The organism is Mesorhizobium loti (genome assembly GCF_003148495.1).
Taxonomy (GTDB): Bacteria; Pseudomonadota; Alphaproteobacteria; order Rhizobiales; family Rhizobiaceae; genus Mesorhizobium; species Mesorhizobium loti.
Genome location: NZ_QGGH01000023.1, coordinates 46,159 through 69,203 on the forward strand (window position 1 = coordinate 46,159; position 23,045 = coordinate 69,203).

The window sequence follows — 23,045 nt, forward strand, 5'->3', positions numbered from 1 at the left end:
GTCGGGTTTCTAGGGTTTCGGCGCATGCACACAAGGAATCCTGAATGCCCCGTTCTGTGATCGACGCGATCGGCAACACGCCTCTGATCCGCCTCAACAAAGCTTCCGAGCAAACCGGCTGCGAGATCCTGGGCAAGGCCGAATTCATGAATCCGGGCCAGTCGGTCAAGGATCGCGCGGGCCTGTTCATCATCCGCGACGCCGAGCAGCGTGGGCTGCTGAAGCCAGGCGGCGTCATCGTCGAAGGGACGGCCGGCAACACCGGCATCGGGTTGACGCTGGTCGCCAAGGCGCTCGGCTACCGCACCGTCATCGTCATTCCGGACACACAGAGCCAGGAGAAGAAGGACACGATCAAACTGCTCGGCGCCGAGCTGATCGAGGTGCCTGCGGTGCCATACAAGAACCCCAACAATTACGTGAAACTGTCGGGGCGGCTGGCCGAGCAACTGGCAAGGACCGAGCCGAACGGCGCCATCTGGGCCAATCAGTTCGACAATGTCGCCAACCGTGACGGCCATATTCGCACCACGGCGGAAGAAATCTGGAACCAGACAGGCGGCAAGGTCGATGGCTTTGTCTCGGCGGTCGGTTCGGGCGGAACGCTGGCCGGCGTCGCCTTCGGGCTAAAGGCGAAAAGCAAGGATGTGAAGATCGCGCTCGCCGATCCGCTAGGGGCTGCGCTCTACTCCTTCTATACCAGCGGCGAGCTGAAGTCCGAAGGCAGCTCGATCACCGAAGGCATCGGGCAGGGGCGCATCACCGCCAATCTCGAAGGGTTCACGCCGGATTTTTCATTCCAGATCCCCGATGAGGAGGCGCTGCCGATCGTCTTCGACCTGATCCAGGAAGAGGGCCTTTGCGTCGGCGGCTCGACCGGCATCAACATTGCCGGCGCGATCCGCCTGGCCAGGGAATTGGGGCCCGGCCACACCATCGTGACCATTCTTTGCGACTATGGCTCACGCTATCAGTCAAAGCTGTTCAACCCGGAATTCCTGCGCGAGAAGCAGCTGCCGGTGCCGGGCTGGATGGAACTGAAGAGCAAGATCTCGGTGCCGTTCGAGAAAGTCGCCTGATGGCGCACAAGACGGAAGCGCTGTTTCGCGACGATGCTTATCTGAAGACGGCTGAGGCAACGGTCGCCGCCATCAACGATCGCGGCGGCATCATTCTCGACCGGACGATCTTCTACGCCACTTCGGGCGGCCAACCGGGCGATACCGGATATTTCGAGCGCGGCGACGGCAGCCGCATCGCCATCGCCGCCACCATTACCGGCGAGACCAAGGACGAGATCATCCATGTGCCGGCGCCGGAGCAAGCGGTTCCGCAGGTCGGCGAGAAGGTGAGGCTGGCGATCGACTGGGAGCGGCGGCATCTCTTGATGCGCATGCATGCTGCCTGCCATCTGCTCACCGTCGTCTGCCCATTCCCGATCACGGGTGCTTCGGTTTCAGAAGACGACAGCCGTGTCGATTTCGATGCTCCCGATGCCGGCTTCACCAAGGAGGACGTCACCGCAGGGCTGATGGAGCTGGTGCGGGCCGACCACCCGATCTTTGTCAGGCTGATCAGCGACGAGGAATTGGCCGCCAACCCCGGCCTGGTGAAATCCAAGAACGTCCGGCCGCCGGTCAGCACCGGCAAGATCCGCCTTGTCTGCATCGGTGACAACGCCTCCGTCGACAGCCAGCCCTGCGGCGGCACCCATGTCAAAAGCACCGGCGAAGTCGGCGAAATCCACATCGGCAAGATCGAGAAGAAGGGCCGCGAAAACAGGCGCTTCCGCATCCGCTTCGGCCCGATGCCGGCGGTCTAAACAGACAGTGATCGCCAAAAGGCGAGCAGGAGAACAAGAATGGCCCAAGACAGTCCTTTCACCATCGACGCAGACTGGCTGCAGCAGCGTCTCGGCGAGCCGGGCCTGACGATTGTCGACGCGTCCTGGTATCTTCCGGCGCAAAAGCGCGATGCGCGCGGTGAATATGAGGCGGCGCACATTCCGGGCGCACGGTTCCTGGATCAGGATACTGTTTCTGACCCGGATTCGTCCCTGCCGCATACGTTGCCGTCGCCGCAGCATTTCGCCCAGTATGTGGGCGCCATGGGCGTCTCGGCCGATGACACCATCGCCGTCTATGACGGTCCGGGTTTCTTCTCCGCACCTCGGGCATGGTGGATGTTCCGGGTGATGGGCGTCTTCCAGACCTATATTCTAGACGGCGGCTTCGATGGCTGGAAAGCCGCCGGCCGGCCGGTAACGGCCGAACCGACGAAGATCGCGCCAGGCGTGTTTCATGCCGATTTCGACGCCGGGCGCGTTGCCAGCCTCGCTGACATGCGCAGGATCGTCGACACCAGGGCGAGCCAGATCGCCGATGCCCGTGGGCCGGGCCGCTTTACCGGCACCGAGCCTGAACCGCGCGCGGGTATCCGCTCCGGCCATATGCCTAGCGCGCGCAGTCTGCCCTATTCGGCGCTGTCGGAAAATGGCGAGCTGTTGTCGAAGGACCGCCTGCGCAAGGTGATCGAGGACGCCGGCATCGATCTGTCGAAACCCGTCGTCACCTCATGTGGTTCCGGCATTACAGCCGCGGTGGTGACGCTGGCGCTGGAAACGCTTGGCCATACCGACAACAGGCTTTACGACGGCTCATGGACGGAGTGGGGTGGGCTTTCCGACACGCCTGTCGTGACTGGCAAGGAATGAAGACGATGGAAAACGGCGTGCTGGAAGACATCGAAGTCACGGTGACGTTCCTCGAGATGCATGTGCCGCCGGCCTATTCGCCGCCTGTGCCTTACAACCGTCAGGTCGCGCTGCTGAAGACCAAGGATATTCCGCTGCATTTCTATCGGTATCTGATGGACCGGGTGGGGCGCAAATGGCACTGGGTCAATGTGCTGCGGCTGGATGATGACGAGCTTTCCGCCGGCATCCACCGCGAAGACCGCGACATCAGGGTGCTCTACCTCGACGGCGCACCGGCCGGCTTCTTCGATCTCAAGCCGCATCTGCCGGAAGAAGTCGAACTCGCCTATTTCGGCATGATGGAACATGCGACCGGGCAAGGCATCGGCCGCTGGTTCCTGGGCTCTGCCATCGCCGCCGCATGGTCGTACGGACCGAAGCGGGTGACGGTGCAGACCTGCACGCTCGATCATCCCGCGGCTTTGCCACTCTACCAGAAGCTTGGTTTTGCACCGGTGGCGCAAAAGAAGGAGACCGTGCATCCGCTGCCGTTCGCCGAACGCTCGGCCAGCGTCATGCGGCCGTGACACCAGCCGGAATCTGACATCAGCTGGAATCTGAACTCGCCGTTCATCGGCGCTTCAGGCTGCCTTCGGCATGTTGCCCGCACCATCAATGCGGCCAAGGCCGAAGGAGACGAAAATATGCTGACCCGCCGTACACTTGCCGCCGCGCTGATCGCGGCCATTGCCATGCCGAGCCTTGCCGCCGCCCAGGCGACCACGCCTTCGGCCGCGACGATCGAGCGGAAGCTTGAGGCAGCACCCCGGGTGAAGTTGCGGCCAAACGAGCGCGTCACCATCCGCGAATTCAAGCGGCGCCCGGATTTGCGCCGCATGGCCCGCTCGATCGATATCCAGTCGATCAACTTCGCCTTCAGTTCGGCGGCCATTTCCAACTCGCAATACGACAAGATCGAAAACATCGCCGATGCGCTGCGGCGCATCCTGCGCCGCGATCCGGGCGCCCGCGTGCTGATCGAGGGCCATACCGACGCCGTCGGTTCTTTCCAGTCGAACCAGGCCCTGTCCGAACAGCGCGCCGCTTCGCTCAAACGCACGCTGGTGCGCGAATTCGGTGTGCCCGGCTATGCACTGGAAACCGTTGGTTACGGTGAGGAGTTCCTGCTGGTGCAGACGCAGAACGAGAATTGGCAGAATCGCCGGGTGACGTTGCGCCGCTTCGACGATTTCATACGCTGACCTCACGAAGGACGACATGAATTGTTTATCTGGCTAATCATGCCGGATTGAAGGGACAACTGATGTGAACAGATCTGGTCCGGGAGCGATCGCAGAAAGTCGATCGGTCCTTCGACATTTGGCGGGAATCGGGTGGGAAGCGTGGATCTGAGGGCATAATTTCCGGTCAACGACACCGGAGATTTCACCATGACAATCCAGTTCAAGGCATTGCCGACCGAAGATGTCAGAGCTCTGCAGCGCGGCGGCTCCGACGCTTATGGCCAGACGCCCGAGCGCAGAATTTCCGACGGTGACGGCATGCCTTGCCGGCATTGCCTGAGAAACATCGCCGCCGGTGACGCTTACCTCATTCTGGCCTACCGGCCATTCCCGGAGCTTCAGCCCTATGCCGAGACCGGGCCGATCTTCCTGCATGCCGAGGAATGCGACCGTGCCGCCGGGAGCGAAGCACTTCCCGAGATTCTCGAAAGCCCCAACTATATCGTGCGCGGCTATGGCAGCGATGATCGTATCGTCTATGGCAGTGGCGGTGTCATCCCAACCGGAGACATCACCGCGCGGGCCGCCACCTTGTTGGAACGGGACGATATCGCCTACGTCCATGTCCGCTCGGCGCGCAACAATTGCTACCAGTGCCGCATCGAGCGCGCATGAGGCGCCGGGATTGCCGACGGGAGACGCTGTCGTACTCCCGTCGCACAATCGCGATAGAAAGCGATTGTCGATCGATTTGCCGACCGCGGAATGAACCGGCGGCAAATCTCGATATCGAGGAAGCGGGGCTTTGGCTCCGCTTTTTTGTTGCCCGCTCCTACCCCAAAGAAAAACCCGCCGGCATGGAACCGGCGGGTGAGACGGGAGGAAGCTGTCTTTTCGTGAAATCAGGCAGCGAGAACCGCTTTCGGCTCGACCAGTTCGTAGCCGAGTGCTTCGGCGACCGCCCGGTTGGTGATCTTGCCCTTGTGGACATTGAGGCCGTTGCGCAAATGATGGTCGTCGACCAGCGCCTTCAGGCCCTTGTCGGCAAGCTGCAGGCCGTAGTGAAGCGTCGCGTTGTTGAGCGCATGGGCTGACGTGACCGGCACGGCGCCCGGCATATTGGCGACGCAATAGTGGATGACGCCGTCCACCTCGTAGGTCGGATCGGCGTGAGTGGTGGCATGCGAGGTCTCGAAGCAGCCGCCCTGGTCGATGGCGACGTCGACCAGCACCGAGCCCTTCTTCATGCCCGAGAGCATTTCGCGCGAAACCAGCTTGGGCGCCGCAGCGCCCGGGATCAGCACCGCGCCGACGACGATGTCGGCCGAAAAGCACTCTTCTTCCAGCGCTTCGACAGTCGAGTAGCGGGTATGGACGCGACCGGTGAAGAGGTCGTCGAGCTGGCGCAATCTCGGGATCGAACGATCGATGATGGTGACATCGGCTCCAAGCCCGACCGCCATCCTGGCAGCGTGCAGGCCGACAACGCCGCCGCCGAGCACGGTGACCTTGCCGGGCAGCACGCCGGGCACGCCGCCCAGCAGCACGCCGCGGCCGCCATTGGCCTTCTGCAGCGCCGTGGCGCCGGCCTGGATCGACAGACGTCCGGCGACTTCCGACATCGGTGCCAGCAGCGGCAGGCCGCCACGATCGTCGGTCACGGTCTCGTAGGCGATTGCCGTCACGCCGGAAGCAAGCAGGCCTTTGGTCTGTTCCGGGTCCGGGGCAAGATGAAGATAGGTGTACAGGATCTGGCCTTCGCGCAGCTGCGCCCATTCGTTGGGCTGCGGCTCCTTGACCTTGACGATCATGTCCGACTTGGCGAACACGTCGGCGGCCGTCTTGGCAATCGTGGCGCCGGCGGCGCGGTAGGCGTTGTCATCGGCGCCGATGCCGGCCCCGGCGCCGGTCTCGACCAGCACTTCGTGGCCGTGGGCGACATATTCGCGGACCGAGCCGGGGGTGAGGCCGACGCGATATTCGTGGTTCTTGATTTCCTTGGGGCAGCCGACGCGCATTTTCTTCTCCTGATCCGGCCCTTTTGGGCTCGTTCCCTGTATGGATGGAGTGAACCACGAATCGGTGTGCAGGTGTTTGCGAATGCGCTTGCGCGGATGGGCGCGTTTCGATAATTGTTGCGCAAAATAGCAGGATATTCGCAGGATTCACGAAAAATGCCGCTCGACAGGATTGATATCGCCATTCTCGAGACTCTGCAGAAGGATGGCAGGATACCCAATGCAGCACTTGCCGAGAAGGTTGGCCTGTCGCAGTCGGCCTGTTCGCGCCGGCTCGACAATCTGGAGAAATCCGGAACCATCCGCGGCTACCACGCCCGGCTTTCCAATGCAGCACTTGGCCACCAGATGACGGCGATCGTGCACATATCGCTGTCGGGGCAGTTCGAGAAGACGCTGTCGGATTTCGAGGCGGCGATCAAGCGCTGCCCGAACGTGCTGTCGTGCCATCTGATGTCGGGCGAATACGACTACATCCTGCGCATCGCGGCAAAGGATCTCGTCGACTATGAGCGCATCCACAAGGAATGGCTGTCGGCGATGCCGCATGTGACCAAGATCAATTCGTCCTTTGCCTTGCGCGAAATCGTCGACCGGACCGCCATGGGCATGAAGCCGGAAATGGCCTAGGTCACCGTTACGATCCGATCCATCGGGATATCGTGCGGTTGCGGATAGATGGTCGCGATACGCTGCAGCTCATAGCCGACGCCGATGACCAGCGGCTTGAATGGCATGGCGGCCAGTGTGCGGTCGAAGAAGCCGCCACCATAGCCCAGGCGATAGTTTGACGGATCGATGCCGACGATCGGCGAGATGACGATGTCGGGCAGCACCGGATCGCCCTCGGCGGGGATCGGGATGTTCCAGATGCCTTTTTCCAGCCGATCTCCGGATTTGTAGGTACGGAAGATCAGCGGTTGCCCTTTCTCCACGACGATAGGCAGCGCTGTGCGGCCACCGCGTTCATTGATGGACGCCATCCATGGCCGTAGATCCGGCTCGCCGCGAAACGGCCAGTAAAGGCTGACCATGCGGCCGGCGATCTCGCCGATGATCGCGTCGAGGCCTTCGGCGATGCGTTGCGACATGACGGTTCGCGCGTCGGCCGAAACGGCAAGACGCGCGGCGATCAGGCGTTCGCGCTCGGCCTTGCGCCAGCGCCTAACATCGGTCCAGTCGCTTAGAGGCGCACGGAATTCCGGATCGAGTTCATGCATGAAACAGGGCGGCGAAGAATATTGCGCCGGAGCCTCATCGTCATGATCGTCGGCCATGCCTCACCTCATCGCGTGTTCGATGACGCTATACCTCGCGATACGATACAACATGTGCATTCACGACATGGAACGACGAGTCTCAGGCACCGGCGGTCTGTTGCTGCGTTGCACAAAAGTACCTACATTTGGGGCAGGCAATATTGCCCGTCAGGGGTGAATTGAGATGAACCAGGCCAGCCTTCGTATCGTCGTTGTCGGCGCGGGTTTCGGTGGTCTCGAATTCACGCGAGCGCTTGGTGGCGCACCGGTGCGCATCACCATGATCGACAAGCGCAACCATCACCTTTTCCAGCCACTGCTCTACCAGGTGGCGACCACGGCGCTGGCGACGTCCGAGATCGCTTGGCCGGTCCGCCACCTCCTGCGCAAGCGCAAGGATGTGACGACGCTGCTTGCCAATGTTGTCGGCATCGATCGTGCCGGCAAAAAAGTCCTGCTCGATGACGGTAGCGCGGTCGCTTACGACACGCTGCTGCTCGCCACCGGTGCCCGCCACGCCTATTTCGGCCATGACGAATGGGAGTCTTTCGCGCCCGGCCTGAAGACGCTGGAGGACGCCACCACGGTTCGGCGGCGCATTCTTTTGGCCTTCGAGCAGGCCGAGCGAGAAACCGATCCCGCCAAACGCCAGGCGCTGCTGACCATTGCAATCGTCGGCGGCGGGCCGACCGGCGTTGAGCTGGCCGGCACCATCGTCGAGCTCGCGCACGACACGCTGCACGGCGAGTTTCGCAACATCGACACGCGGCAAACGCGCGTGGTGCTGATCGAAGCCGGTGACCGCATCCTTGCCAATTTCGCACCGAAACTTTCCGACTATGCCGGCAAAGCGCTCGAGCGGCTGGGCGTAACGATCGAACTCGGCCGGGCTGTTACGCGTTGCGACGCCGAGGGCGTCGTCTTCGGCGACAAGCAATTGGCGGCGAAGACGATCCTGTGGGCGGCGGGCGTTGCCGCTTCACCAGCCGCCGAATGGCTCGGCGCGGCCGCGGACCGGGCGGGCAGGGTGCTGGTCGAGCCTGATCTGAGCGTGCCTGGCAGCCCGGAGATTTTCGTCATCGGCGATGCCGCTCATGTCCTGCGGCCTGACGGGCGGCCCGTTCCCGGCGTAGCACCAGCCGCCAAGCAGCAGGGCCGGCATGTTGCCACCACCTTGAAGGCGCGGCTTGCCGGCGACACCGTCGCGCGGCCGTTCCGCTACCGGCATGACGGCGATCTCGCCACGATCGGCAAGCGCGCCGCGGTGATCGATTTCGGCTGGATCAAGCTGACCGGCTGGGCGGCCTGGTGGCTGTGGGGGATTGCTCACATCTATTTCCTGATCGGCTTTCGCAACCGGCTTGCGGTTTCGTTGAGCTGGCTATGGATCTACGCGACGGGCCAGCGCAGCGCGCGGCTGATCACCCAGGGCGACGACGACAAGGGCTGATCTTCTTCGGCTGCGTATGTTCATCCGCGCGTCATCTGTTGCTGATCGACTGATGTTTGGCGCGCGCAACTTCTTGAATGGACTTGGATGAGTTTCAGAGCGAAATTCGCTTTGGGGCAGGGCCTGTTACGTCGTCGAAGGAGAAAACATGTCGCAACTGCTCCATCCCGTGTCCCGCCGCGATCTCCTTGCGGGCGCCGCCGCAGGGGCACTGATCATGCTGCATCCGTTCTCCGCCCGCGCTCAAGGTAACCAGGCGCATCTCCGGATCATGGAAACCACCGACATCCATGTGAACGTGCTGCCTTACGATTATTACGCCGACAAAGCGAACGACTCGATGGGGCTGTCGCGTACGGCTTCCCTGATCGACGCCGTACGCAAGGAAGCCGTGAATTCCATGCTGATCGACAATGGCGACCTGCTGCAGGGCAACCCGATGGGCGACTACATCGCCTATGAGAAGGGACTGAAGGACGGCGACCTGCATCCGATCATGAAAGGCATGAACCTGCTCGGCTACGAGTGCTCGACGCTCGGCAACCACGAATTCAACTACGGCCTGTCATTCCTGGACAAGGTGCTGGCCGGCGCTAATTTCCCCTTCGTCTGCGCCAATCTGATCCGCGGCACCGAGCTGGCCGCGAACCCGCGCGACGACAAACTCTACCTCAAGCCCTATGTCATCCTCGACAAGAAGATCAAGGACGGTTCGGGCGCCGAACTGCCGATCAGGATCGGCATCATCGGCTTCGTGCCGCCGCAGATCATGGTCTGGGATCTCAAGAACCTCGAAGGCAGCGTCAAGACGCGTGACATCGTCGAGGCGGCCAAGGCCTGGGTGCCGCAGATGAAGGAAGAGGGCGCCGACATCGTCATCGCGCTCTCGCATTCCGGCATCGACGTGAAGCAGGGCGACATGATGGAGAACGCTTCGTTCTTTGTCGCCGGTGTCGATGGCATCGATGCGGTGTTCACCGGTCACCAGCATCTGGTGTTCCCCGGCAAGAAGGACTTCCAGTCGCTTGAAGGTGTCGACACGCAGAAAGGCACGCTGCAGGGCAAACCCGCCGTCATGGGTGGATTCTGGGGCTCGCATATGGGGCTGATCGACCTGATGCTGGAACGCGACGGGTCGAAATGGAAGGTCGTTTCAGCCACTTCCGAGGCGCGGCCGATCTTCGAGCGCGTCGACAACAAGAACAAGCCGACTGTCCCCGACGACAAGCGCATCATCGCGGCACTCGAGCAGGACCACCAGGCGACACTGGCGTATGTGCGGCGTCCCGTCGGCAAGACCTCCGCGCCGCTCTATTCCTATTTCGCGCTGGTCGCCGACGATCCGTCGGTGCAGGTCGTTAGCCAGGCGCAGACCTGGTACCTCAGGGACATTCTCAAGAACACGCAATGGAAGGATGTGCCGCTGCTGTCGGCGGCCGCTCCGTTCAAGGCCGGCGGGCGCAACGGCGCCGACTATTATACCGACGTGCCGGCAGGCGATATCGCTATCAAGAACGTTGCCGACCTCTACCTCTATCCCAACACCGTGCGTGCGGTCGAAATCACCGGTGCGCAGGTCAAGGAATGGCTGGAAATGTCGGCCGGCATCTTCAACCGGATCGAGCCAGGGAAGGCCGATCAGGCCCTGATCAACACCGACTTCCCATCCTACAATTTCGACGTCATCGACGGCGTCACCTACAGGATAGATCTGTCGCAGCCGCCGAAATACGATGCCAAGGGCGGGCTGGCGAACGCCGGCGCCAACCGTATCGTCGACCTGAGTTTCGATGGAAAACCAATTGATCCCAAACAAAAATTCGTCGTTGCGACCAACAATTACCGAGCCGGCGGCGGCGGCAATTTCCCCGACATCAATGCCTCGAAGATCATCTACGAAGCGCCGGACACCAATCGCGACGTCATCGTTCGCTACATCGTCAGCGAGGGCACGATCAACCCGTCGGCGGACGGCAACTGGTCGTTCGCACCATTGCCTGGAACCAGCGCCGTGTTCGAAACCGGCGCCAGGGCGAAGGATTTCATTGCCGAGGTGAAGTTGCTGAAGATCGAGCCGGCGGGTGAGGGCGAAGCAGGATTCGCGAAATACCGCATCCTGCTTTGAAGGGTGGTTCGGTTCGGGTCGGCTCGAATCCAGGCCCTATGGCGTGGATTCAGCCGGCGGCGCGAACCGCTCCTTGATGTCAGGCATGATGAGATCCAGCGCATCCGTGGAAATGCCGCCGGAATAGCCGTTCGGCAGCTGCTTGATCAGTTCGGGATCGTCGAGCCCTTGCGAAAAGTCGCCGCCGGAATAAGGGCCGCGCAGGTAGACGCGGCTATCGACGCCTTGCATGCGATCGAGAAACCGGTTTGGCCAACCCCACATCCATTTTGCGATGTTGACGGGGATGAGCAAGGTGCCATTGCGGCAGGCATCTGGAACGTAGCCGCTCCAGCCAATCGCGGCATAGCGCAGGATGCATTGCGTCAGCGACGCGCGGCTTAGCGTATGCATGTCCGGTAGCGCGGCCTTGACCGCGGCAACCGGATTGTCGCCGCCATAGACCGACAGATAGAAGCGTTCGGCAGGCGACAGCGTGGCGAGCCGTGCGGCCAGCTTTTCGCCTTCGCCCGGGTCGTTGCTCTTGACGTTGATGTTGAAGCGGTGGGCCGGGAAATGCGACAGAACCTCATCCAGCGATGGCATCATGCCGATACCCGTCCCGCGAAAGGGAAAACTCTTGCCGCCATCCGCGGTGTAGCCATAGCCGACATCGAGCGTCTTCAACTCGGCCATGGAATGGTTGCGTGTTTCTCCCTTGCCTTCCGTGCGACAATCCAGCGTCCAGTCGTGGAAGACGGCGAACTTGCCGTCCGTCGTCGGGTGGACATCCAGTTCAAGCGCGTCAGCGCCCAGCGCGAAGGCGGCCTCCATCGAGGGGATCGTGTTTTCGAGGTAGGCATGGCGCGGCGGCAACATGCGACTGGCCGTGCAAGTCTCACCCGTTATACCTTCACGTGCGTAGTCCTGAGCAAGGCCGCGATGGGCGAGCACCTCCGGGCTGCCGGCGCGGCTCGACAACAGAGAGGTGTTGTTGAGCCGGATGCCCGCCGCAGCGACAACAATGACGCCGAAGAAGATCGTCCGTTTGCGCATCAGGTGATTTCCGATTCGTCCGTCCTGCGCGGCATCCTGCTTCGCGATTGGACTTTTTGACGGCGACCGAGCGACGATATCGAGATCATGCTCGACATCGCCTGGTCAGCGGCAATGAATCGAAGAGCGTTCTCGACTTACGCCTTGTAGACCACCTGGCGCACGTCGATGTAGCTGGCGCGGAATCCGGCCTCGCAATAGTGCAGGTAGAACTCCCAGAGCTTCTTGAAGCGGTCGTCGAAGCCGAGCGGGACGATCTTCTCCCATGACGCCCAGAACCGGTGGCGCCATTCGGCGAGCGTACGCGCGTAATCGTCCGGAAACACGCGCTCGCGCAGATGGGCAAGGCCGTGATCCTTGCCGAGTGCTTTCAGGATCGACGGCGTCGGCAGCATGCCGCCCGGGAAAACGTAGCGCTGGATGAAATCGGGCCTTGCGCGATACGTATCGTAGGCGGCTTCGTTGATGGTGATGATCTGCAGGCCGGCGGTGCCGCCGGGCCTCAGGCAGGCCTTCATCTTGCCGAAAAACACAGGCCAGTATTTCTCGCCGACCGCCTCGAACATCTCGATCGAGGCGATGCGGTCATAGGTGCCGGTTTCGTCGCGATAGTCCTGCAGCTTGATGTCGACCTTGTCGGCAAGCCCGGCCTTGGCGATACGCGCCTTGGCGAAATCGTGCTGCTCGCGGCTGATCGTCAGCCCGGTCACCCGGCAGCCGATCTCGCGTGCTGCGAATTCGGCGAAGCCGCCCCAGCCACAGCCGATTTCCAGCACGTGGTCCTTCGGACCTATCCCTGTATCCTTCGCCAACGCACGATATTTGGCGGCTTGCGCGCTTTCCAGGTCGTTGGCACCTGTCGTGTAGAGCGCCGAAGAATAGGTCATGCTCGGATCGAGCCATTCCTTGTAGAAGGCGTTACCGAGGTCGTAATGCGCCGAGATGTTGCGCTTCGAGCCGGTGCGCGTGTTCTGGTTGAACCAGTGGCGAATGCGCTGGACGGTATTGATCAGCCAGCTGGTGCCGCCCGCGATACGCTCGCCGACGACCGAATTGACCACGAACAGCTCCAGGAAGCTGGTCACGTCGGGGCTGTCCCAATCGCCGTCCATGTAGGATTCGGCAACGCCGATCGTGCCGCCAGAAAAGGCGCGGCCCGGCAAGCGCCAGTTCTTGAGCACCAGTTCGGCGTCCGGGCCGGGTCCCTTGCCGCCGACGAGGACGGCGCGCCCGTCCGGCATCCTGACCTTGAGCGACCCGCGTGGCAGGTTCATCGCCGCTGACAGCACCATGCGGGCCTTGGCCGGCAGGCCCTTGACGATCTCGGCAAAATTGAATTCGTCCAGCCTGACCGCGTCGCTCAATGCTGCGCCAAAATGTTCCTTGTGTGCCATCTCACGCCCCTGGATTTCCGCGGTGTCGGCGCAAATTGCCGGGCCGCGGTTCTCTTGGATCATTCGCCGGGTTCGAACGCCTTTGCCTCATCACGGGTGCTGACCGGCTGAGTGAAGGGCGGGCTCGAACGAAAAGCGCGCGCTCCTTTTCCCCTGAGCTTCAGCACTTCCCAGTGAATCCCTGCGACAATCTTCCACGTCATGAGGGGGGACTTCAAGAGGCAGGCTGCAAACGGGGCTGTGCCAAGCGGGGTCGCTCTCGCTGGCGTGGATCTGCCTTTTACACAGCAAGGGCCGAACGCGCCAAAAACGCCTATGGCTGCTCCCTTGCTTGTGCGATAGATTTAGCCATGCGTTATGTAGTCGTCATTGCCGCCATCACGTTTTTCCTGATCTGGGACGGCCTATACAATCAGGGCCGGTATCTGGACTCCACGGTGAGGGGTGTCTCGCACGTCGTGCGATCCGTCACCGGCTAGCGTCCATTCGAACGACTGGCAGCCGCGACATCCTTGTCGATTGACGCCACCGTCCTGCCGTCACAAAAGACCCCAGCATTTTGATCGAGGAGGCGGGGTTGATCCGACATATCGTTTTCTTCAGCGCGCGGCGTAAAGAGGATGTCGAGGCCGTGCGCACCGGTCTGTTGGCGCTCGGCAACATCCCCCATTCCAGCCTTTTCGAGGTCACCTTGAACACCAAGGTCGATCCGCTGTCGGACGAGGTCGACGTGGTCGTCTATGCGGAATTCGCCGATGACGCCGCGCTGGCCGCCTACAAGGCGCACCCCCTCTACGCGCAGACCACCAGCAAGGTCAAACCGATGCGCGAACTGCGTTATTCCGCCGATGTCGTGGCCAGCGGCTGATCGAGGCCACGCTCCCGACGGTGTCTTTTTCGACTGCCCGTGAAATAGCTTGGTGGACCGGTCGGGATTGCGATCATGTCTTGAACCGGTTTGCGGAATGATGCACATCGCGCCTGCATGACCCGAACCACTGCCATTGGCACTCATCCTCTCGATCATCTGGTGCTGCCGACGCAGAGCCTTGAGGTGGCGCGAGCCCGGCTCACCGCGCTTGGCTTCGTCGTTGCCCCGACCGGCATCCATCCCTTCGGAACCGAAAACTGCTGTGTGTTCCTCGCCGATGGCGCCTATCTGGAGCCGCTGGCGATCGGTGATGAACGGGCCGCGACGCAGGCCATTGCAAAGGGCAATGTGTTCGTCACGCGCGACCGCATCTATCGCGAGAGCAACGGCGATGAGGGCTTTTCGGCGATGGTCCTTGCAACCGGCAACGTCGACGCCGACCATGCGCGCTACCTCGAAGCAGGCATCTCGGCGGGCGACATGCTGAGCTTCTCGCGCGCCTTCACGGACACGGCGGGCAAAAGCGACATCGCATCGTTCAAGCTCGCCTTCGCGGCCGGGGCCGGGGCCACGGACGCCTTCCTGTTTGCCTGCGAGCGGGTCAACGCGCCTGATGTGGACCGCGCGGCTTTGCAGGCCCACGCCAACGGCGCCACCGGAATTGTCGAGATCGTTGCGGTCAGCGATGCGCCTGGAGTACAGCGTCGGCTGATTTCCGTGGCGGTGGACGCTCCGACCGCCAATGGGCATGGCGGCACGTTTCACTTGCCGAATGCAGATTTGACCGTGCTTGACCGCGCGTCTTTCACCGCGCGCTTTGGCCTGCCGGCTGGCGCGCCGACGGACCTTCGCTTCGCCGCTGTGGTCTTTTCGGTCCGGTGCGCCGATGTCACATCGAGGCTGCTTGCAGCCAATTCCATCCAACACGATATAGCGGGCAATGATATTGTCGTGCAGCCTGCGCCTGGACAGGGCGCGGCTTTCATTTTCCGGGAGATCCCATGAGCAAGCCGCAAGCGCCCAATTCGTCGGTAACCGTCGGCAATGTCGTCTTCGACAACAATGCGGCGCTGTCGCTGATCGCCGGCCCTTGCCAGTTTGAATCGCGCCAGCATGCCTTCGACATGGCCGGCGCGCTGAAGGAACTGACCGGCAAGCTCGGCATAGGCCTCGTCTACAAGACCAGCTACGACAAGGCCAACCGCACCTCACTGTCCGCGACCCGGGGTGCCGGCATGGACGCAGCCCTTCCCGTCTTCGACGAACTGCGCAAGGAATTTTCACTCCCCGTGCTGACCGATGTCCACACCGAGGAGCAGTGCGCCATCGTCGCGCCGCATGTGGACGTCCTGCAGATTCCGGCTTTCCTGTCGCGCCAGACCGACATGCTGGTCGCCGCCGCCAAAACCGGCAAGGTGATCAACGTGAAGAAGGGACAATTCCTCGCCCCTTGGGACATGAAGAACGTCGTCGCCAAGATTACCGGCTCCGGCAACGCCAATGTGCTGACCACCGAGCGCGGCGCGTCCTTTGGCTACAACACACTGGTGTCCGACATGCGTGCTCTGCCCATCATGGCCGAGATCGGCGCGCCGGTGATCTTCGACGCCACGCACTCGGTGCAGCAGCCGGGCGGGCAGGGCGGATCCTCGGGTGGTGAACGCCGCTTTGTCGAGACGCTGGCCCGCGCGGCTGTCGCCGTCGGCGTTGCCGGCGTGTTCATCGAGACCCATCAGGATCCCGACAACTCGACCTCTTCCGACGGCCCGAACATGCTGCCGTTGAAGGACATGCCGGCCCTGCTTGAGCGGCTGATGGCATTCGACCGCATCGCCAAGGGCCTCTGAAACGTCCGAGGATACTTCCGGCATCGCATCAGTTGTTCTGGCCCGACCGCCTCATGTCGATCGCGAACACCGCATAATAGTCGACGCCCGGCATCGGCGCCGTGACCGTCAGGATCCAGCGGACATTACCGTGCTGGCGCTCGTAGACCGGCGGTCCGTTGGATGGCAGCGCGTCCGCCGGGATTGCGAACGCAAAGGGATGCCCGCGCTCGACTGCACCGAACCACGCGGGACGACGAGCTTTTCCTGGTATTTGAGTTCTTCCTTGTAGGTCGATTTGTCCTCCGCGATGGTGTTCACAATTGGTCCGCCGACGCGGTAGGTGCGAATGCAACGAAGTAGGACGGTGTAGTCGCCGCTGGGGCTGAGGTCGCGGCTGGAGCGAACCAGGCCCTCGAAGTGTCCGCCGGGTCTTGCCGGGCCGGCCTGCAGTGTCGTCGCACCGAATTTGCGCACGCGCAGCGTGTCGCGGATCGCCTTTGGCAACGCGTAGAGCCCGATCACCGCGAACACGACCGGTACGAAGACGAGCGGATTGAATTCGCGGTCGGTCACATCGAAGTTGAGCGGCAGCTCGAAATACCAGGGGATCAGGATGGCGATCAGCACCATGGCGCCGGCAAAGAAGTAGCCGCTGGACGCGTTGGCGGCATTGGCGTCGACCACCGGCGGCTGCGCCGCTGCTGGCTGCTGACTGCGCCTTCGGGCCATTGCCGCCTCCCCAAACGACTGGACGCCCCTTCAATGCCACGCCGGGCGGCGGCATGACAATGGTCCCAGGGGCGCCAGCGCTTGTGATCGGCATAAGCCGGCTGTACGCTTGCCCGGCAAATGAGCGTTTTGGCAGGAGGAAGCCATGTCTGTTGCCCGCGTCACCGAAATCACATCATCGTCGAAGAAGAGCTTTCAGGACGCCATCGAAAAGGGAATTGCGCGCGCTTCGAAAACCCTGAAGAACGTCGAAGGCGCCTGGATCCAGGATCAGAAGATCGTTGTCGAAGACGGCAAGATTGCTGCCTATCGCGTCAACATGAAGGTCACCTTCATCCTCACGGAGTGAACCGATCGTCGCCGAAAAAAGTCGGGAACTTTCGCCCGCGCCCCTCATTGTCAAAGCATAGATCAACGACAATGAGGAGCACATCATGACAACCCAGACGGGCCACACCCAAGCCATTGCCGCTTCGCGAGTCATCGGCACTTCGGTCTACAACACCGAAGGCAAGAGCATCGGCAGCATCCAGGACGTCATGCTCGACAAGACGTCGAACGGCATCATGTTCGCGGTGATTGGTTTCGGAGGCTTCCTCGGCATCGGCGAAAAATATCATGCCATTCCGTGGGCCAGCCTCGACTATGACGAGGACAAGGGCGGCTATGTCGTGCCGTTCTCCAAGGAGCAGTTGAAGGCGGCGCCTGCCTATTCGATCAACGAACTGACCGACGCGGATGGCGAGACCGCTCGCGACGCCTCCTACGACTACTACAAGGTCACGCCTTACTGGCACTGACGGCTCAAAACCAAAATGGCCCCGTCGAGACGGGGCCATTTTGGTTTGATGTGGCAGCTATTCGCTGATGTGCACGGGGGCCATCGCCTTGGGTGGCGACTGCTGATTGTCGCACGACGTCAGGAACGCAGCCGCGATCAGGAACAAACTCACGATACCGCTCAACTGGGACATGGCGAAACTCCTCCTGTTTCGCCCCGCGCACCCACATCATAGCCGCAAGCCGGTCCGCCGTACATGACTTATGATGACAGCGATTTGCGCTTCGTGAATCGTTCGGGGCTGACGCCACGGCAATAATTGCGAGCCGGCCGATTGCCTTTTGCAGCACTTTGGCTAAGACGTGCGCGACATCAGTCAGATCAATCGAGGACATCGCAATGACCGCCATCATCGACATTGTCGGGCGTGAAATCCTGGACAGCCGTGGAAATCCGACCGTCGAGGTCGATGTCATTCTCGAAGACGGCTCGATGGGCCGCGCGGCGGTCCCGTCGGGCGCCTCGACCGGTGCCCACGAGGCCGTCGAACTGCGCGACGGCGGCGCCCGCTATCTCGGCAAGGGCGTGCTCAAGGCCGTCGAAGCGGTGAACGGTGAGCTGTTCGAGGCGATCGGCGGCATGGAGGCCGAAAACCAGATCCATATCGACCAGACCATGATCGAGCTTGACGGCACGCCCAACAAGAGCCGGCTCGGCGCCAACGCCATTCTCGGCGTCTCCCTGGCGGTGGCCAAGGCCGCTGCCGATGCCGCCGGCCTGCCGCTCTACCGCTATGTCGGCGGCACCAAGGCGCATGTCCTGCCGGTGCCGATGATGAACATCATCAATGGCGGCGCGCATGCCGACAACCCCATCGACTTCCAGGAATTCATGATCATGCCGATCGGCGCGCCGACGCTGCGCGAAGGGGTGCGCTGGGGTTCGGAAATCTTCCACACGTTGCGCAAGAAACTGAAGGACGCCGGCCACAACACCAATGTCGGCGATGAGGGCGGCTTTGCCCCGAACCTGAAAAGCGCGCCGGTGGCGCTCGACTTCATCATGGAATCGATCGAGCAGGCCGGCTTCAAGCCGGGCGAGGAGATCGCGCTCGGCCTTGATTGCGCGGCGACCGAGTTCTTCAAGGACGGCAACTACGTCTATGAGGGCGAGAAGAAGACACGTGACCCCAAGGCCCAGGCCAAATACCTGGCCAAGCTTGCCGCCGATTATCCGATCATCTCGATCGAGGACGGCTTGGCCGAGGACGACTGGGAAGGCTGGAAGTACCTCACCGACCTGATCGGCAAGAAGACCCAGCTGGTCGGCGACGACCTGTTCGTCACCAACACCGCACGGCTGCGCGACGGCATCCGCATGGGCGTTGCCAATTCGATCCTGGTCAAGGTCAACCAGATCGGCTCGCTGACGGAAACGCTCGACGCCGTCGAAACCGCGCACAAGGCCGGCTACACCGCCGTCATGTCTCACCGCTCGGGCGAAACCGAGGATTCGACCATCGCCGATCTCGCGGTTGCCACCAATTGCGGACAGATCAAGACCGGCTCGCTGTCGCGCTCCGACCGCATGGCCAAGTACAATCAGCTGATCCGCATCGAGGAAGAGCTCGGCAAGCAGGCAAGCTATGCCGGCAAGTCGGTGGTCAAGGACTGATCCGCAAGCATTCGGGATTCGGGATCCCGGATATCGGATGAAAGGGCGGGAGCATTCCCGCCCTTTTTCATTTCGGCTCGCCAAACCGGTCACCCGTAACCGTCCGTTAAGCACAATCGGGCGAAAAAGGTCGTGAGCCGCCTGAGTTCGCGGCCGAGAGGAATCGGGCGATGTGGACGCGTCAGCACAAGCAGAGAAACACCGGCCGGCTGATCATTCCCTCGCTCTGCGTGGCGTTCCTGGCCTATTTCGGCTTTCATGCCTATCACGGTGAATTCGGCATCTATTCGAAATATCAGCTGGAAGCCCAGACGGTTGCGCTGCAGAGCCAGCTCGATGCGATCAAGGCGCGCCGCATGGAACTCGAGCGCCGCGTTCGACTGATGCATGAAGGCACGCTGGAGAAGGACATGCTCGACGAGCAGGCGCGCAAGGCGCTCAATCTGTCCCAGGCTGATGAAATCACCATCATGTTGCCGGCGTCGGCGAAATAACCGATATCGAGTTAATCGCCAATATTTTCAATGATTTTAATCGCTTAGGCGCATGCCAGCTATGCAAATTCGGCATGGCGCAACGCTTTAACGCGTGTTAGCCTCCCTCAAATCGGTGGGGAGGAGCTGATCTCCCCAGAGCAGATTTCCTCTGCTCTAATGTCCACAAAGAGACGCCAACAGGGAGTGATGCATGGCCACCGCCGCCAGAAAAGCGCCTGCCAAATCCAAATCCGACGGCAAATCGGGGCTTTCGGCCCCCAAGCCCGCCGAATTCACCAAGGACGAAGAGCTTGCCGCTTACCGGCACATGCTGCTCATCCGCCGCTTCGAGGAAAAGGCCGGCCAGCTTTACGGCATGGGCTTCATCGGCGGCTTCTGCCATCTCTATATCGGCCAGGAAGCGGTCGTCACCGGCATGAAGATGGCGCTGATCGACGGCGATCAGATGATCACCGCCTATCGCGACCACGGTCACATGCTGGCGATGGAGCTGTCGCCGCGTGGCGTCATGGCCGAGCTGACCGGGCGTCGCGGCGGCCTGTCACGGGGCAAGGGCGGCTCCATGCATATGTTCTCCAAGGAAAAGCACTTTTACGGCGGCCACGGCATCGTCGGCGCGCAGGTGTCGCTCGGCACGGGCTTGGCCTTCGCCAACCGCTACCGCGACAACAACAATGTCTCGCTGACCTATTTCGGCGACGGTGCGGCCAACCAGGGCCAGGTCTATGAAAGCTTCAACATGGCCTCGCTGTGGAAGCTGCCGGTGATCTACATTATCGAGAACAACCGCTATGCCATGGGCACCTCGGTCTCGCGCTCGTCAGCCGAGACGGACTTTTCGCATCGCGGCGCCTCGTTCAAGATTCCCGGCATCCAGGTCGACGGCATGGATGTCCGCGCCGTCAAGGCGGCGGGCGACCTGGCCACCGAATGGTGCCGTGCCGGCAACGGCCCATTGATCCTCGAAATGCAGACCTATCGCTATCGCGGCCACTCGATGTCCGATCCGGCGAAGTATCGCTCCAAGGAAGAAGTGCAGAAGATGCGCTCCGAGCATGACCCGATCGAACAGGTCAAGGCGCGGCTGATCGAGAAGAAGTGGGCGACCGAGGACGAACTCAAGACCATCGACAAGGAGGTCCGCGACATCGTCGCCGACGCCGCCGAATTTGCCCAGAACGACGCGGAGCCGGATCCGTCCGAGCTCTGGACCGATATCGTATTGTAACGGGAGGGCAAGGACATGCCGATCGAAATTCTCATGCCCGCTCTCTCGCCGACCATGGAAGAGGGCAATCTTTCCAAGTGGTTGAAGAACGAGGGCGACAAGGTCGTCGCCGGCGACGTCATCGCCGAGATCGAGACCGACAAGGCGACGATGGAAGTCGAAGCCGTTGACGAAGGCACGCTGGGCAAGATCCTGATCGCTGCCGGCACCGAAGGCGTCAAGGTCAACACACCCATCGCCGTGCTGTTGCAGGATGGCGAAAGTGCCGGTGATATCGGCAAGGCCGCGGCTCCTGCCAAGGTGGAAGCACCCGCAAAGGCAGAGGCTCCAGCCGCCGCCGAGGACAAGGCGGAGGCCACAAAGCCGGCTGCCGCGCCGGTGGCTGCTGCTCCAAAGACGGAAATCGCCGCCGATCCGGACATTCCGGCCGGCACGGAGATGGTCTCGACCACGGTGCGTGAAGCGCTGCGTGACGCGATGGCCGAGGAAATGCGCCGCGATGGCGATGTCTTCGTCATGGGCGAGGAGGTCGCCGAATACCAGGGCGCCTACAAGATCACACAAGGGTTGCTGCAGGAGTTCGGGCCGCGGCGCGTCGTCGACACGCCGATCACCGAGCATGGCTTTGCCGGCGTTGGCGTTGGTGCTGCGATGGCTGGCCTGAAGCCGATCGTCGAGTTCATGACCTTCAACTTCGCCATGCAGGCGATCGACCAGATCATCAACTCCGCCGCCAAGACGCTCTATATGTCGGGCGGCCAGATGGGCGCGCCGATCGTGTTCCGGGGACCGAACGGCGCCGCCGCCCGGGTCGCTGCCCAGCACTCGCAGTGCTATGCCGCCTGGTATAGCCACATTCCGGGCCTGAAAGTGGTGATGCCTTACACCGCCGCCGACGCCAAGGGCTTGCTGAAGGCGGCGATCCGCGATCCGAACCCGGTCATCTTCCTCGAGAACGAAATCCTTTACGGCCAGTCCTTCGACGTGCCGAAGCTCGATGACTTCGTGCTGCCGATCGGCAAGGCGCGCATCCACAAGACCGGCAAGGACGTCACCATCGTGTCCTTCGGCATCGGCATGACCTACGCGGTCAAGGCTGAAGCCGAGTTGCGCGGCATGGGCATCGACGTCGAGATCATCGATCTCAGGACCATCCGCCCGCTCGACCTCGATACCATCGTCGCCTCGGTCAAGAAGACCAACCGGCTGATCGTTGTCGAAGAGGGATATCCGCAGAGCTCGGTCGGCGACCATATCGCCAACCAGGTGTCGCAGCGCGCCTTCGATTTCCTCGACGCGCCGGTCATCACCATTGCCGGCAAGGACGTCCCTATGCCCTATGCGGCCAACCTCGAGAAACTAGCTTTGCCGAATGTCGGCGAGGTCATCGAGGCGGTCAAAGCCGTCACGTATCGCTGAACCGGGCGGGAGGACAAAATGCCAATCAATATCACCATGCCGGCCCTGTCGCCCACAATGGAAGAGGGCAATCTGTCCAAGTGGCTCGTCAAGGAGGGCGACAAGGTTTCGCCCGGCGATGTCATCGCCGAGATCGAGACCGACAAGGCAACGATGGAAGTCGAAGCTGTCGATGAGGGCACGGTTGCAAAGCTCGTCGTTCCCGCCGGAACCGAAGGCGTCAAGGTCAATGCGTTGATCGCCGTGCTTGCCGCCGAAGGCGAGGATGCCGGCGCTGCCGCGAAAAGCAGTGGTGCTGCCGCACCAGCGAAAGCCGAGGCTCCGAAAGTGGATGCGCCGAAGGCGGAAGCACCAAAGGCTGAGGCACCAAAGGCCGAGCCTGCCGCAGCCGCACCCAAGGCAGAGGCGGCTCCGGTTGCCAACGGCCACGCGGCTGGCGAGCGCACCTTCGCCTCGCCGCTTGCGCGCCGCATCGCCAGGGAAGCTGGCGTCGATGTCTCTGCTGTGACCGGCACCGGCCCGCATGGCCGGGTGGTGAAGGCCGATGTCGACGCGGCGATTGCCGGTGGCGGTGCCAAGCCTGCCGCCAAGGCCGCGCCCGCTGGTGCGCCAGTGGCTCCGTCTGCTGCCGCCCCTGCGGTGAAGGCGATGTCGGACGATCAGGTGCTGAAGCTGTTCGAGGCTGGCTCCTACGACCTCGTCCCGCATGACAACATGCGCAAGACCATTGCGCGCCGGCTGGTCGAGGCCAAGACCACCATCCCGCATTTCTACCTGACGCTCGACTGTGAGCTCGA

26 protein-coding genes are annotated in these 23,045 nt (G+C 62.1%); 20 read left to right on the top strand and 6 right to left on the bottom strand.

Annotated elements, in window-relative coordinates; translation table 11 throughout:
- Positions 1–44: 44 nt before the first annotated feature.
- The 6 genes from C8D77_RS35295 (at position 45) to C8D77_RS35320 (ending at position 4,614) form a co-directional block, all read left to right on the top strand.
- Positions 45–1,079, top strand: coding sequence for a cysteine synthase A (locus C8D77_RS35295; RefSeq protein ID WP_109672299.1), 1,035 nt, complete (start codon positions 45–47; stop codon positions 1,077–1,079).
- Positions 1,079–1,822 (top strand): alanyl-tRNA editing protein, encoded by a 744-nt coding sequence (locus tag C8D77_RS35300; RefSeq protein WP_109672302.1) that lies wholly within the window; start codon positions 1,079–1,081, stop codon positions 1,820–1,822. Before C8D77_RS35295 ends, C8D77_RS35300 begins: the two co-directional genes overlap by 1 nt.
- Before the next feature lie 39 nt (positions 1,823–1,861).
- The gene (gene sseA, locus C8D77_RS35305; RefSeq protein WP_109672304.1) at positions 1,862–2,713 is read left to right on the top strand and encodes a 3-mercaptopyruvate sulfurtransferase; all 852 of its coding nucleotides are present in this window, start codon (positions 1,862–1,864) and stop codon (positions 2,711–2,713) included.
- A 5-nt stretch (positions 2,714–2,718) separates the two neighbouring features.
- Positions 2,719–3,282 carry a GNAT family N-acetyltransferase gene (locus tag C8D77_RS35310; RefSeq protein WP_109672357.1) on the top strand — a complete coding sequence of 188 codons (564 nt, stop codon included), beginning with the start codon at positions 2,719–2,721 and terminating at the stop codon, positions 3,280–3,282.
- Between the two features lie 117 nt (positions 3,283–3,399).
- Positions 3,400–3,957, top strand: a complete 558-nt coding sequence (locus tag C8D77_RS35315; protein WP_109672308.1) for an OmpA family protein — start codon at positions 3,400–3,402, stop codon at positions 3,955–3,957.
- 189 nt (positions 3,958–4,146) lie between these two features.
- Positions 4,147–4,614, top strand: a complete 468-nt coding sequence (locus C8D77_RS35320; protein ID WP_109672311.1) for a DUF1203 domain-containing protein — start codon at positions 4,147–4,149, stop codon at positions 4,612–4,614.
- Between the two features lie 227 nt (positions 4,615–4,841).
- Here C8D77_RS35320 and ald read toward each other — a convergent pair whose 3' ends face one another.
- A complete protein-coding gene (ald, locus tag C8D77_RS35325) occupies positions 4,842–5,957 on the bottom strand; it encodes an alanine dehydrogenase (protein ID WP_109672313.1) in 1,116 nt (371 codons plus the stop codon).
- Between the two features lie 156 nt (positions 5,958–6,113).
- Between ald and C8D77_RS35330 the strand changes: the two genes are divergently transcribed.
- The gene (locus C8D77_RS35330; protein ID WP_010909317.1) at positions 6,114–6,587 is read left to right on the top strand and encodes an Lrp/AsnC family transcriptional regulator; all 474 of its coding nucleotides are present in this window, start codon (positions 6,114–6,116) and stop codon (positions 6,585–6,587) included.
- Here the strand turns inward: C8D77_RS35330 and C8D77_RS35335 are convergent.
- Positions 6,584–7,234 carry a 5-formyltetrahydrofolate cyclo-ligase gene (locus C8D77_RS35335; RefSeq protein ID WP_109672316.1) on the bottom strand — a complete coding sequence of 217 codons (651 nt, stop codon included), beginning with the start codon at positions 7,232–7,234 and terminating at the stop codon, positions 6,584–6,586. The two genes, C8D77_RS35330 and C8D77_RS35335, sit on opposite strands and share 4 nt — an antisense overlap.
- A gap of 166 nt (positions 7,235–7,400) precedes the next feature.
- On the opposite strand from C8D77_RS35335, the gene C8D77_RS35340 reads away from it, so the two are divergent.
- Entirely contained in the window at positions 7,401–8,666 is a 1,266-nt protein-coding gene (locus tag C8D77_RS35340; RefSeq protein ID WP_109672319.1) for an NAD(P)/FAD-dependent oxidoreductase, read from the top strand.
- 148 nt (positions 8,667–8,814) lie between these two features.
- A complete protein-coding gene (locus tag C8D77_RS35345) occupies positions 8,815–10,791 on the top strand; it encodes a bifunctional 2',3'-cyclic-nucleotide 2'-phosphodiesterase/3'-nucleotidase (RefSeq protein ID WP_109672321.1) in 1,977 nt (658 codons plus the stop codon).
- Positions 10,792–10,827: 36 nt separating this feature from the next.
- Here C8D77_RS35345 and C8D77_RS35350 read toward each other — a convergent pair whose 3' ends face one another.
- The 3 genes from C8D77_RS35350 to C8D77_RS39010 all read right to left on the bottom strand — a co-directional run bounded on the left by C8D77_RS35350 (position 10,828) and on the right by C8D77_RS39010 (position 13,564).
- Entirely contained in the window at positions 10,828–11,826 is a 999-nt protein-coding gene (locus tag C8D77_RS35350) for a glycerophosphodiester phosphodiesterase family protein (RefSeq protein WP_109672323.1), read from the bottom strand.
- A gap of 137 nt (positions 11,827–11,963) precedes the next feature.
- On the bottom strand, positions 11,964–13,220 hold the full coding sequence (locus C8D77_RS35355; RefSeq protein ID WP_109672360.1) for an SAM-dependent methyltransferase: 1,257 nt from the start codon (positions 13,218–13,220) through the stop codon (positions 11,964–11,966).
- Positions 13,221–13,279: 59 nt separating this feature from the next.
- On the bottom strand, positions 13,280–13,564 hold the full coding sequence (locus C8D77_RS39010; RefSeq protein WP_342770067.1) for a DUF1365 family protein: 285 nt from the start codon (positions 13,562–13,564) through the stop codon (positions 13,280–13,282).
- A gap of 6 nt (positions 13,565–13,570) precedes the next feature.
- Between C8D77_RS39010 and C8D77_RS38920 the strand changes: the two genes are divergently transcribed.
- The 4 genes from C8D77_RS38920 to kdsA all read left to right on the top strand — a co-directional run bounded on the left by C8D77_RS38920 (position 13,571) and on the right by kdsA (position 15,938).
- Positions 13,571–13,699, top strand: a complete 129-nt coding sequence (locus C8D77_RS38920) for a hypothetical protein (protein WP_281036067.1) — start codon at positions 13,571–13,573, stop codon at positions 13,697–13,699.
- Between the two features lie 98 nt (positions 13,700–13,797).
- The gene (locus tag C8D77_RS35360; protein ID WP_109672325.1) at positions 13,798–14,088 is read left to right on the top strand and encodes a Dabb family protein; all 291 of its coding nucleotides are present in this window, start codon (positions 13,798–13,800) and stop codon (positions 14,086–14,088) included.
- 117 nt (positions 14,089–14,205) lie between these two features.
- Positions 14,206–15,096, top strand: coding sequence for a VOC family protein (locus tag C8D77_RS35365; RefSeq protein WP_109672328.1), 891 nt, complete (start codon positions 14,206–14,208; stop codon positions 15,094–15,096).
- A complete protein-coding gene (gene kdsA, locus C8D77_RS35370) occupies positions 15,093–15,938 on the top strand; it encodes a 3-deoxy-8-phosphooctulonate synthase (protein WP_109672330.1) in 846 nt (281 codons plus the stop codon). Before C8D77_RS35365 ends, kdsA begins: the two co-directional genes overlap by 4 nt.
- 108 nt (positions 15,939–16,046) lie before the next feature.
- Here kdsA and C8D77_RS35375 read toward each other — a convergent pair whose 3' ends face one another.
- Positions 16,047–16,649 carry a hypothetical protein gene (locus C8D77_RS35375; protein WP_109672332.1) on the bottom strand — a complete coding sequence of 201 codons (603 nt, stop codon included), beginning with the start codon at positions 16,647–16,649 and terminating at the stop codon, positions 16,047–16,049.
- A gap of 145 nt (positions 16,650–16,794) precedes the next feature.
- Between C8D77_RS35375 and C8D77_RS35380 the strand changes: the two genes are divergently transcribed.
- From C8D77_RS35380 to C8D77_RS35415, 7 genes are all read left to right on the top strand, one after another.
- Positions 16,795–16,998 carry a dodecin family protein gene (locus C8D77_RS35380; protein WP_109672334.1) on the top strand — a complete coding sequence of 68 codons (204 nt, stop codon included), beginning with the start codon at positions 16,795–16,797 and terminating at the stop codon, positions 16,996–16,998.
- An 85-nt stretch (positions 16,999–17,083) separates the two neighbouring features.
- Positions 17,084–17,449, top strand: a complete 366-nt coding sequence (locus C8D77_RS35385) for a PRC-barrel domain-containing protein (protein ID WP_109672337.1) — start codon at positions 17,084–17,086, stop codon at positions 17,447–17,449.
- Positions 17,450–17,829: 380 nt separating this feature from the next.
- The gene (eno, locus tag C8D77_RS35395; RefSeq protein ID WP_109672342.1) at positions 17,830–19,104 is read left to right on the top strand and encodes a phosphopyruvate hydratase; all 1,275 of its coding nucleotides are present in this window, start codon (positions 17,830–17,832) and stop codon (positions 19,102–19,104) included.
- 170 nt (positions 19,105–19,274) lie between these two features.
- Entirely contained in the window at positions 19,275–19,598 is a 324-nt protein-coding gene (locus C8D77_RS35400) for an FtsB family cell division protein (protein WP_109672345.1), read from the top strand.
- A 193-nt stretch (positions 19,599–19,791) separates the two neighbouring features.
- On the top strand, positions 19,792–20,829 hold the full coding sequence (pdhA, locus tag C8D77_RS35405) for a pyruvate dehydrogenase (acetyl-transferring) E1 component subunit alpha (RefSeq protein ID WP_109672347.1): 1,038 nt from the start codon (positions 19,792–19,794) through the stop codon (positions 20,827–20,829).
- Positions 20,830–20,844: 15 nt separating this feature from the next.
- Positions 20,845–22,248 (top strand): pyruvate dehydrogenase complex E1 component subunit beta, encoded by a 1,404-nt coding sequence (locus tag C8D77_RS35410; protein ID WP_109672350.1) that lies wholly within the window; start codon positions 20,845–20,847, stop codon positions 22,246–22,248.
- Between the two features lie 18 nt (positions 22,249–22,266).
- The coding region (locus C8D77_RS35415) for a biotin/lipoyl-containing protein (protein WP_146211868.1) at positions 22,267–23,045 on the top strand (779 nt) is incomplete at its 3' end.

Bases quoted from the DNA above. Each gene is read 5' to 3' on its own strand.
- C8D77_RS35295 (WP_109672299.1), top strand. From the start codon at position 45: ATGCCCCGTTCTGTGATCGACGCGATCGGCAACACGCCTCTGATCCGC.
- C8D77_RS35300 (WP_109672302.1), top strand. From the start codon at position 1,079: ATGGCGCACAAGACGGAAGCGCTGTTTCGCGACGATGCTTATCTGAAG.
- sseA (WP_109672304.1), top strand. From the start codon at position 1,862: ATGGCCCAAGACAGTCCTTTCACCATCGACGCAGACTGGCTGCAGCAG.
- C8D77_RS35310 (WP_109672357.1), top strand. From the start codon at position 2,719: ATGGAAAACGGCGTGCTGGAAGACATCGAAGTCACGGTGACGTTCCTC.
- C8D77_RS35315 (WP_109672308.1), top strand. From the start codon at position 3,400: ATGCTGACCCGCCGTACACTTGCCGCCGCGCTGATCGCGGCCATTGCC.
- C8D77_RS35320 (WP_109672311.1), top strand. From the start codon at position 4,147: ATGACAATCCAGTTCAAGGCATTGCCGACCGAAGATGTCAGAGCTCTG.
- ald (WP_109672313.1), bottom strand. From the start codon at position 5,957: ATGCGCGTCGGCTGCCCCAAGGAAATCAAGAACCACGAATATCGCGTC.
- C8D77_RS35330 (WP_010909317.1), top strand. From the start codon at position 6,114: ATGCCGCTCGACAGGATTGATATCGCCATTCTCGAGACTCTGCAGAAG.
- C8D77_RS35335 (WP_109672316.1), bottom strand. From the start codon at position 7,234: ATGGCCGACGATCATGACGATGAGGCTCCGGCGCAATATTCTTCGCCG.
- C8D77_RS35340 (WP_109672319.1), top strand. From the start codon at position 7,401: ATGAACCAGGCCAGCCTTCGTATCGTCGTTGTCGGCGCGGGTTTCGGT.
- C8D77_RS35345 (WP_109672321.1), top strand. From the start codon at position 8,815: ATGTCGCAACTGCTCCATCCCGTGTCCCGCCGCGATCTCCTTGCGGGC.
- C8D77_RS35350 (WP_109672323.1), bottom strand. From the start codon at position 11,826: ATGCGCAAACGGACGATCTTCTTCGGCGTCATTGTTGTCGCTGCGGCG.
- C8D77_RS35355 (WP_109672360.1), bottom strand. From the start codon at position 13,220: ATGGCACACAAGGAACATTTTGGCGCAGCATTGAGCGACGCGGTCAGG.
- C8D77_RS38920 (WP_281036067.1), top strand. From the start codon at position 13,571: ATGCGTTATGTAGTCGTCATTGCCGCCATCACGTTTTTCCTGATCTGG.
- C8D77_RS35365 (WP_109672328.1), top strand. From the start codon at position 14,206: ATGACCCGAACCACTGCCATTGGCACTCATCCTCTCGATCATCTGGTG.
- kdsA (WP_109672330.1), top strand. From the start codon at position 15,093: ATGAGCAAGCCGCAAGCGCCCAATTCGTCGGTAACCGTCGGCAATGTC.
- C8D77_RS35375 (WP_109672332.1), bottom strand. From the start codon at position 16,649: ATGGCCCGAAGGCGCAGTCAGCAGCCAGCAGCGGCGCAGCCGCCGGTG.
- C8D77_RS35380 (WP_109672334.1), top strand. From the start codon at position 16,795: ATGTCTGTTGCCCGCGTCACCGAAATCACATCATCGTCGAAGAAGAGC.
- C8D77_RS35385 (WP_109672337.1), top strand. From the start codon at position 17,084: ATGACAACCCAGACGGGCCACACCCAAGCCATTGCCGCTTCGCGAGTC.
- eno (WP_109672342.1), top strand. From the start codon at position 17,830: ATGACCGCCATCATCGACATTGTCGGGCGTGAAATCCTGGACAGCCGT.
- C8D77_RS35400 (WP_109672345.1), top strand. From the start codon at position 19,275: ATGTGGACGCGTCAGCACAAGCAGAGAAACACCGGCCGGCTGATCATT.
- pdhA (WP_109672347.1), top strand. From the start codon at position 19,792: ATGGCCACCGCCGCCAGAAAAGCGCCTGCCAAATCCAAATCCGACGGC.
- C8D77_RS35410 (WP_109672350.1), top strand. From the start codon at position 20,845: ATGCCGATCGAAATTCTCATGCCCGCTCTCTCGCCGACCATGGAAGAG.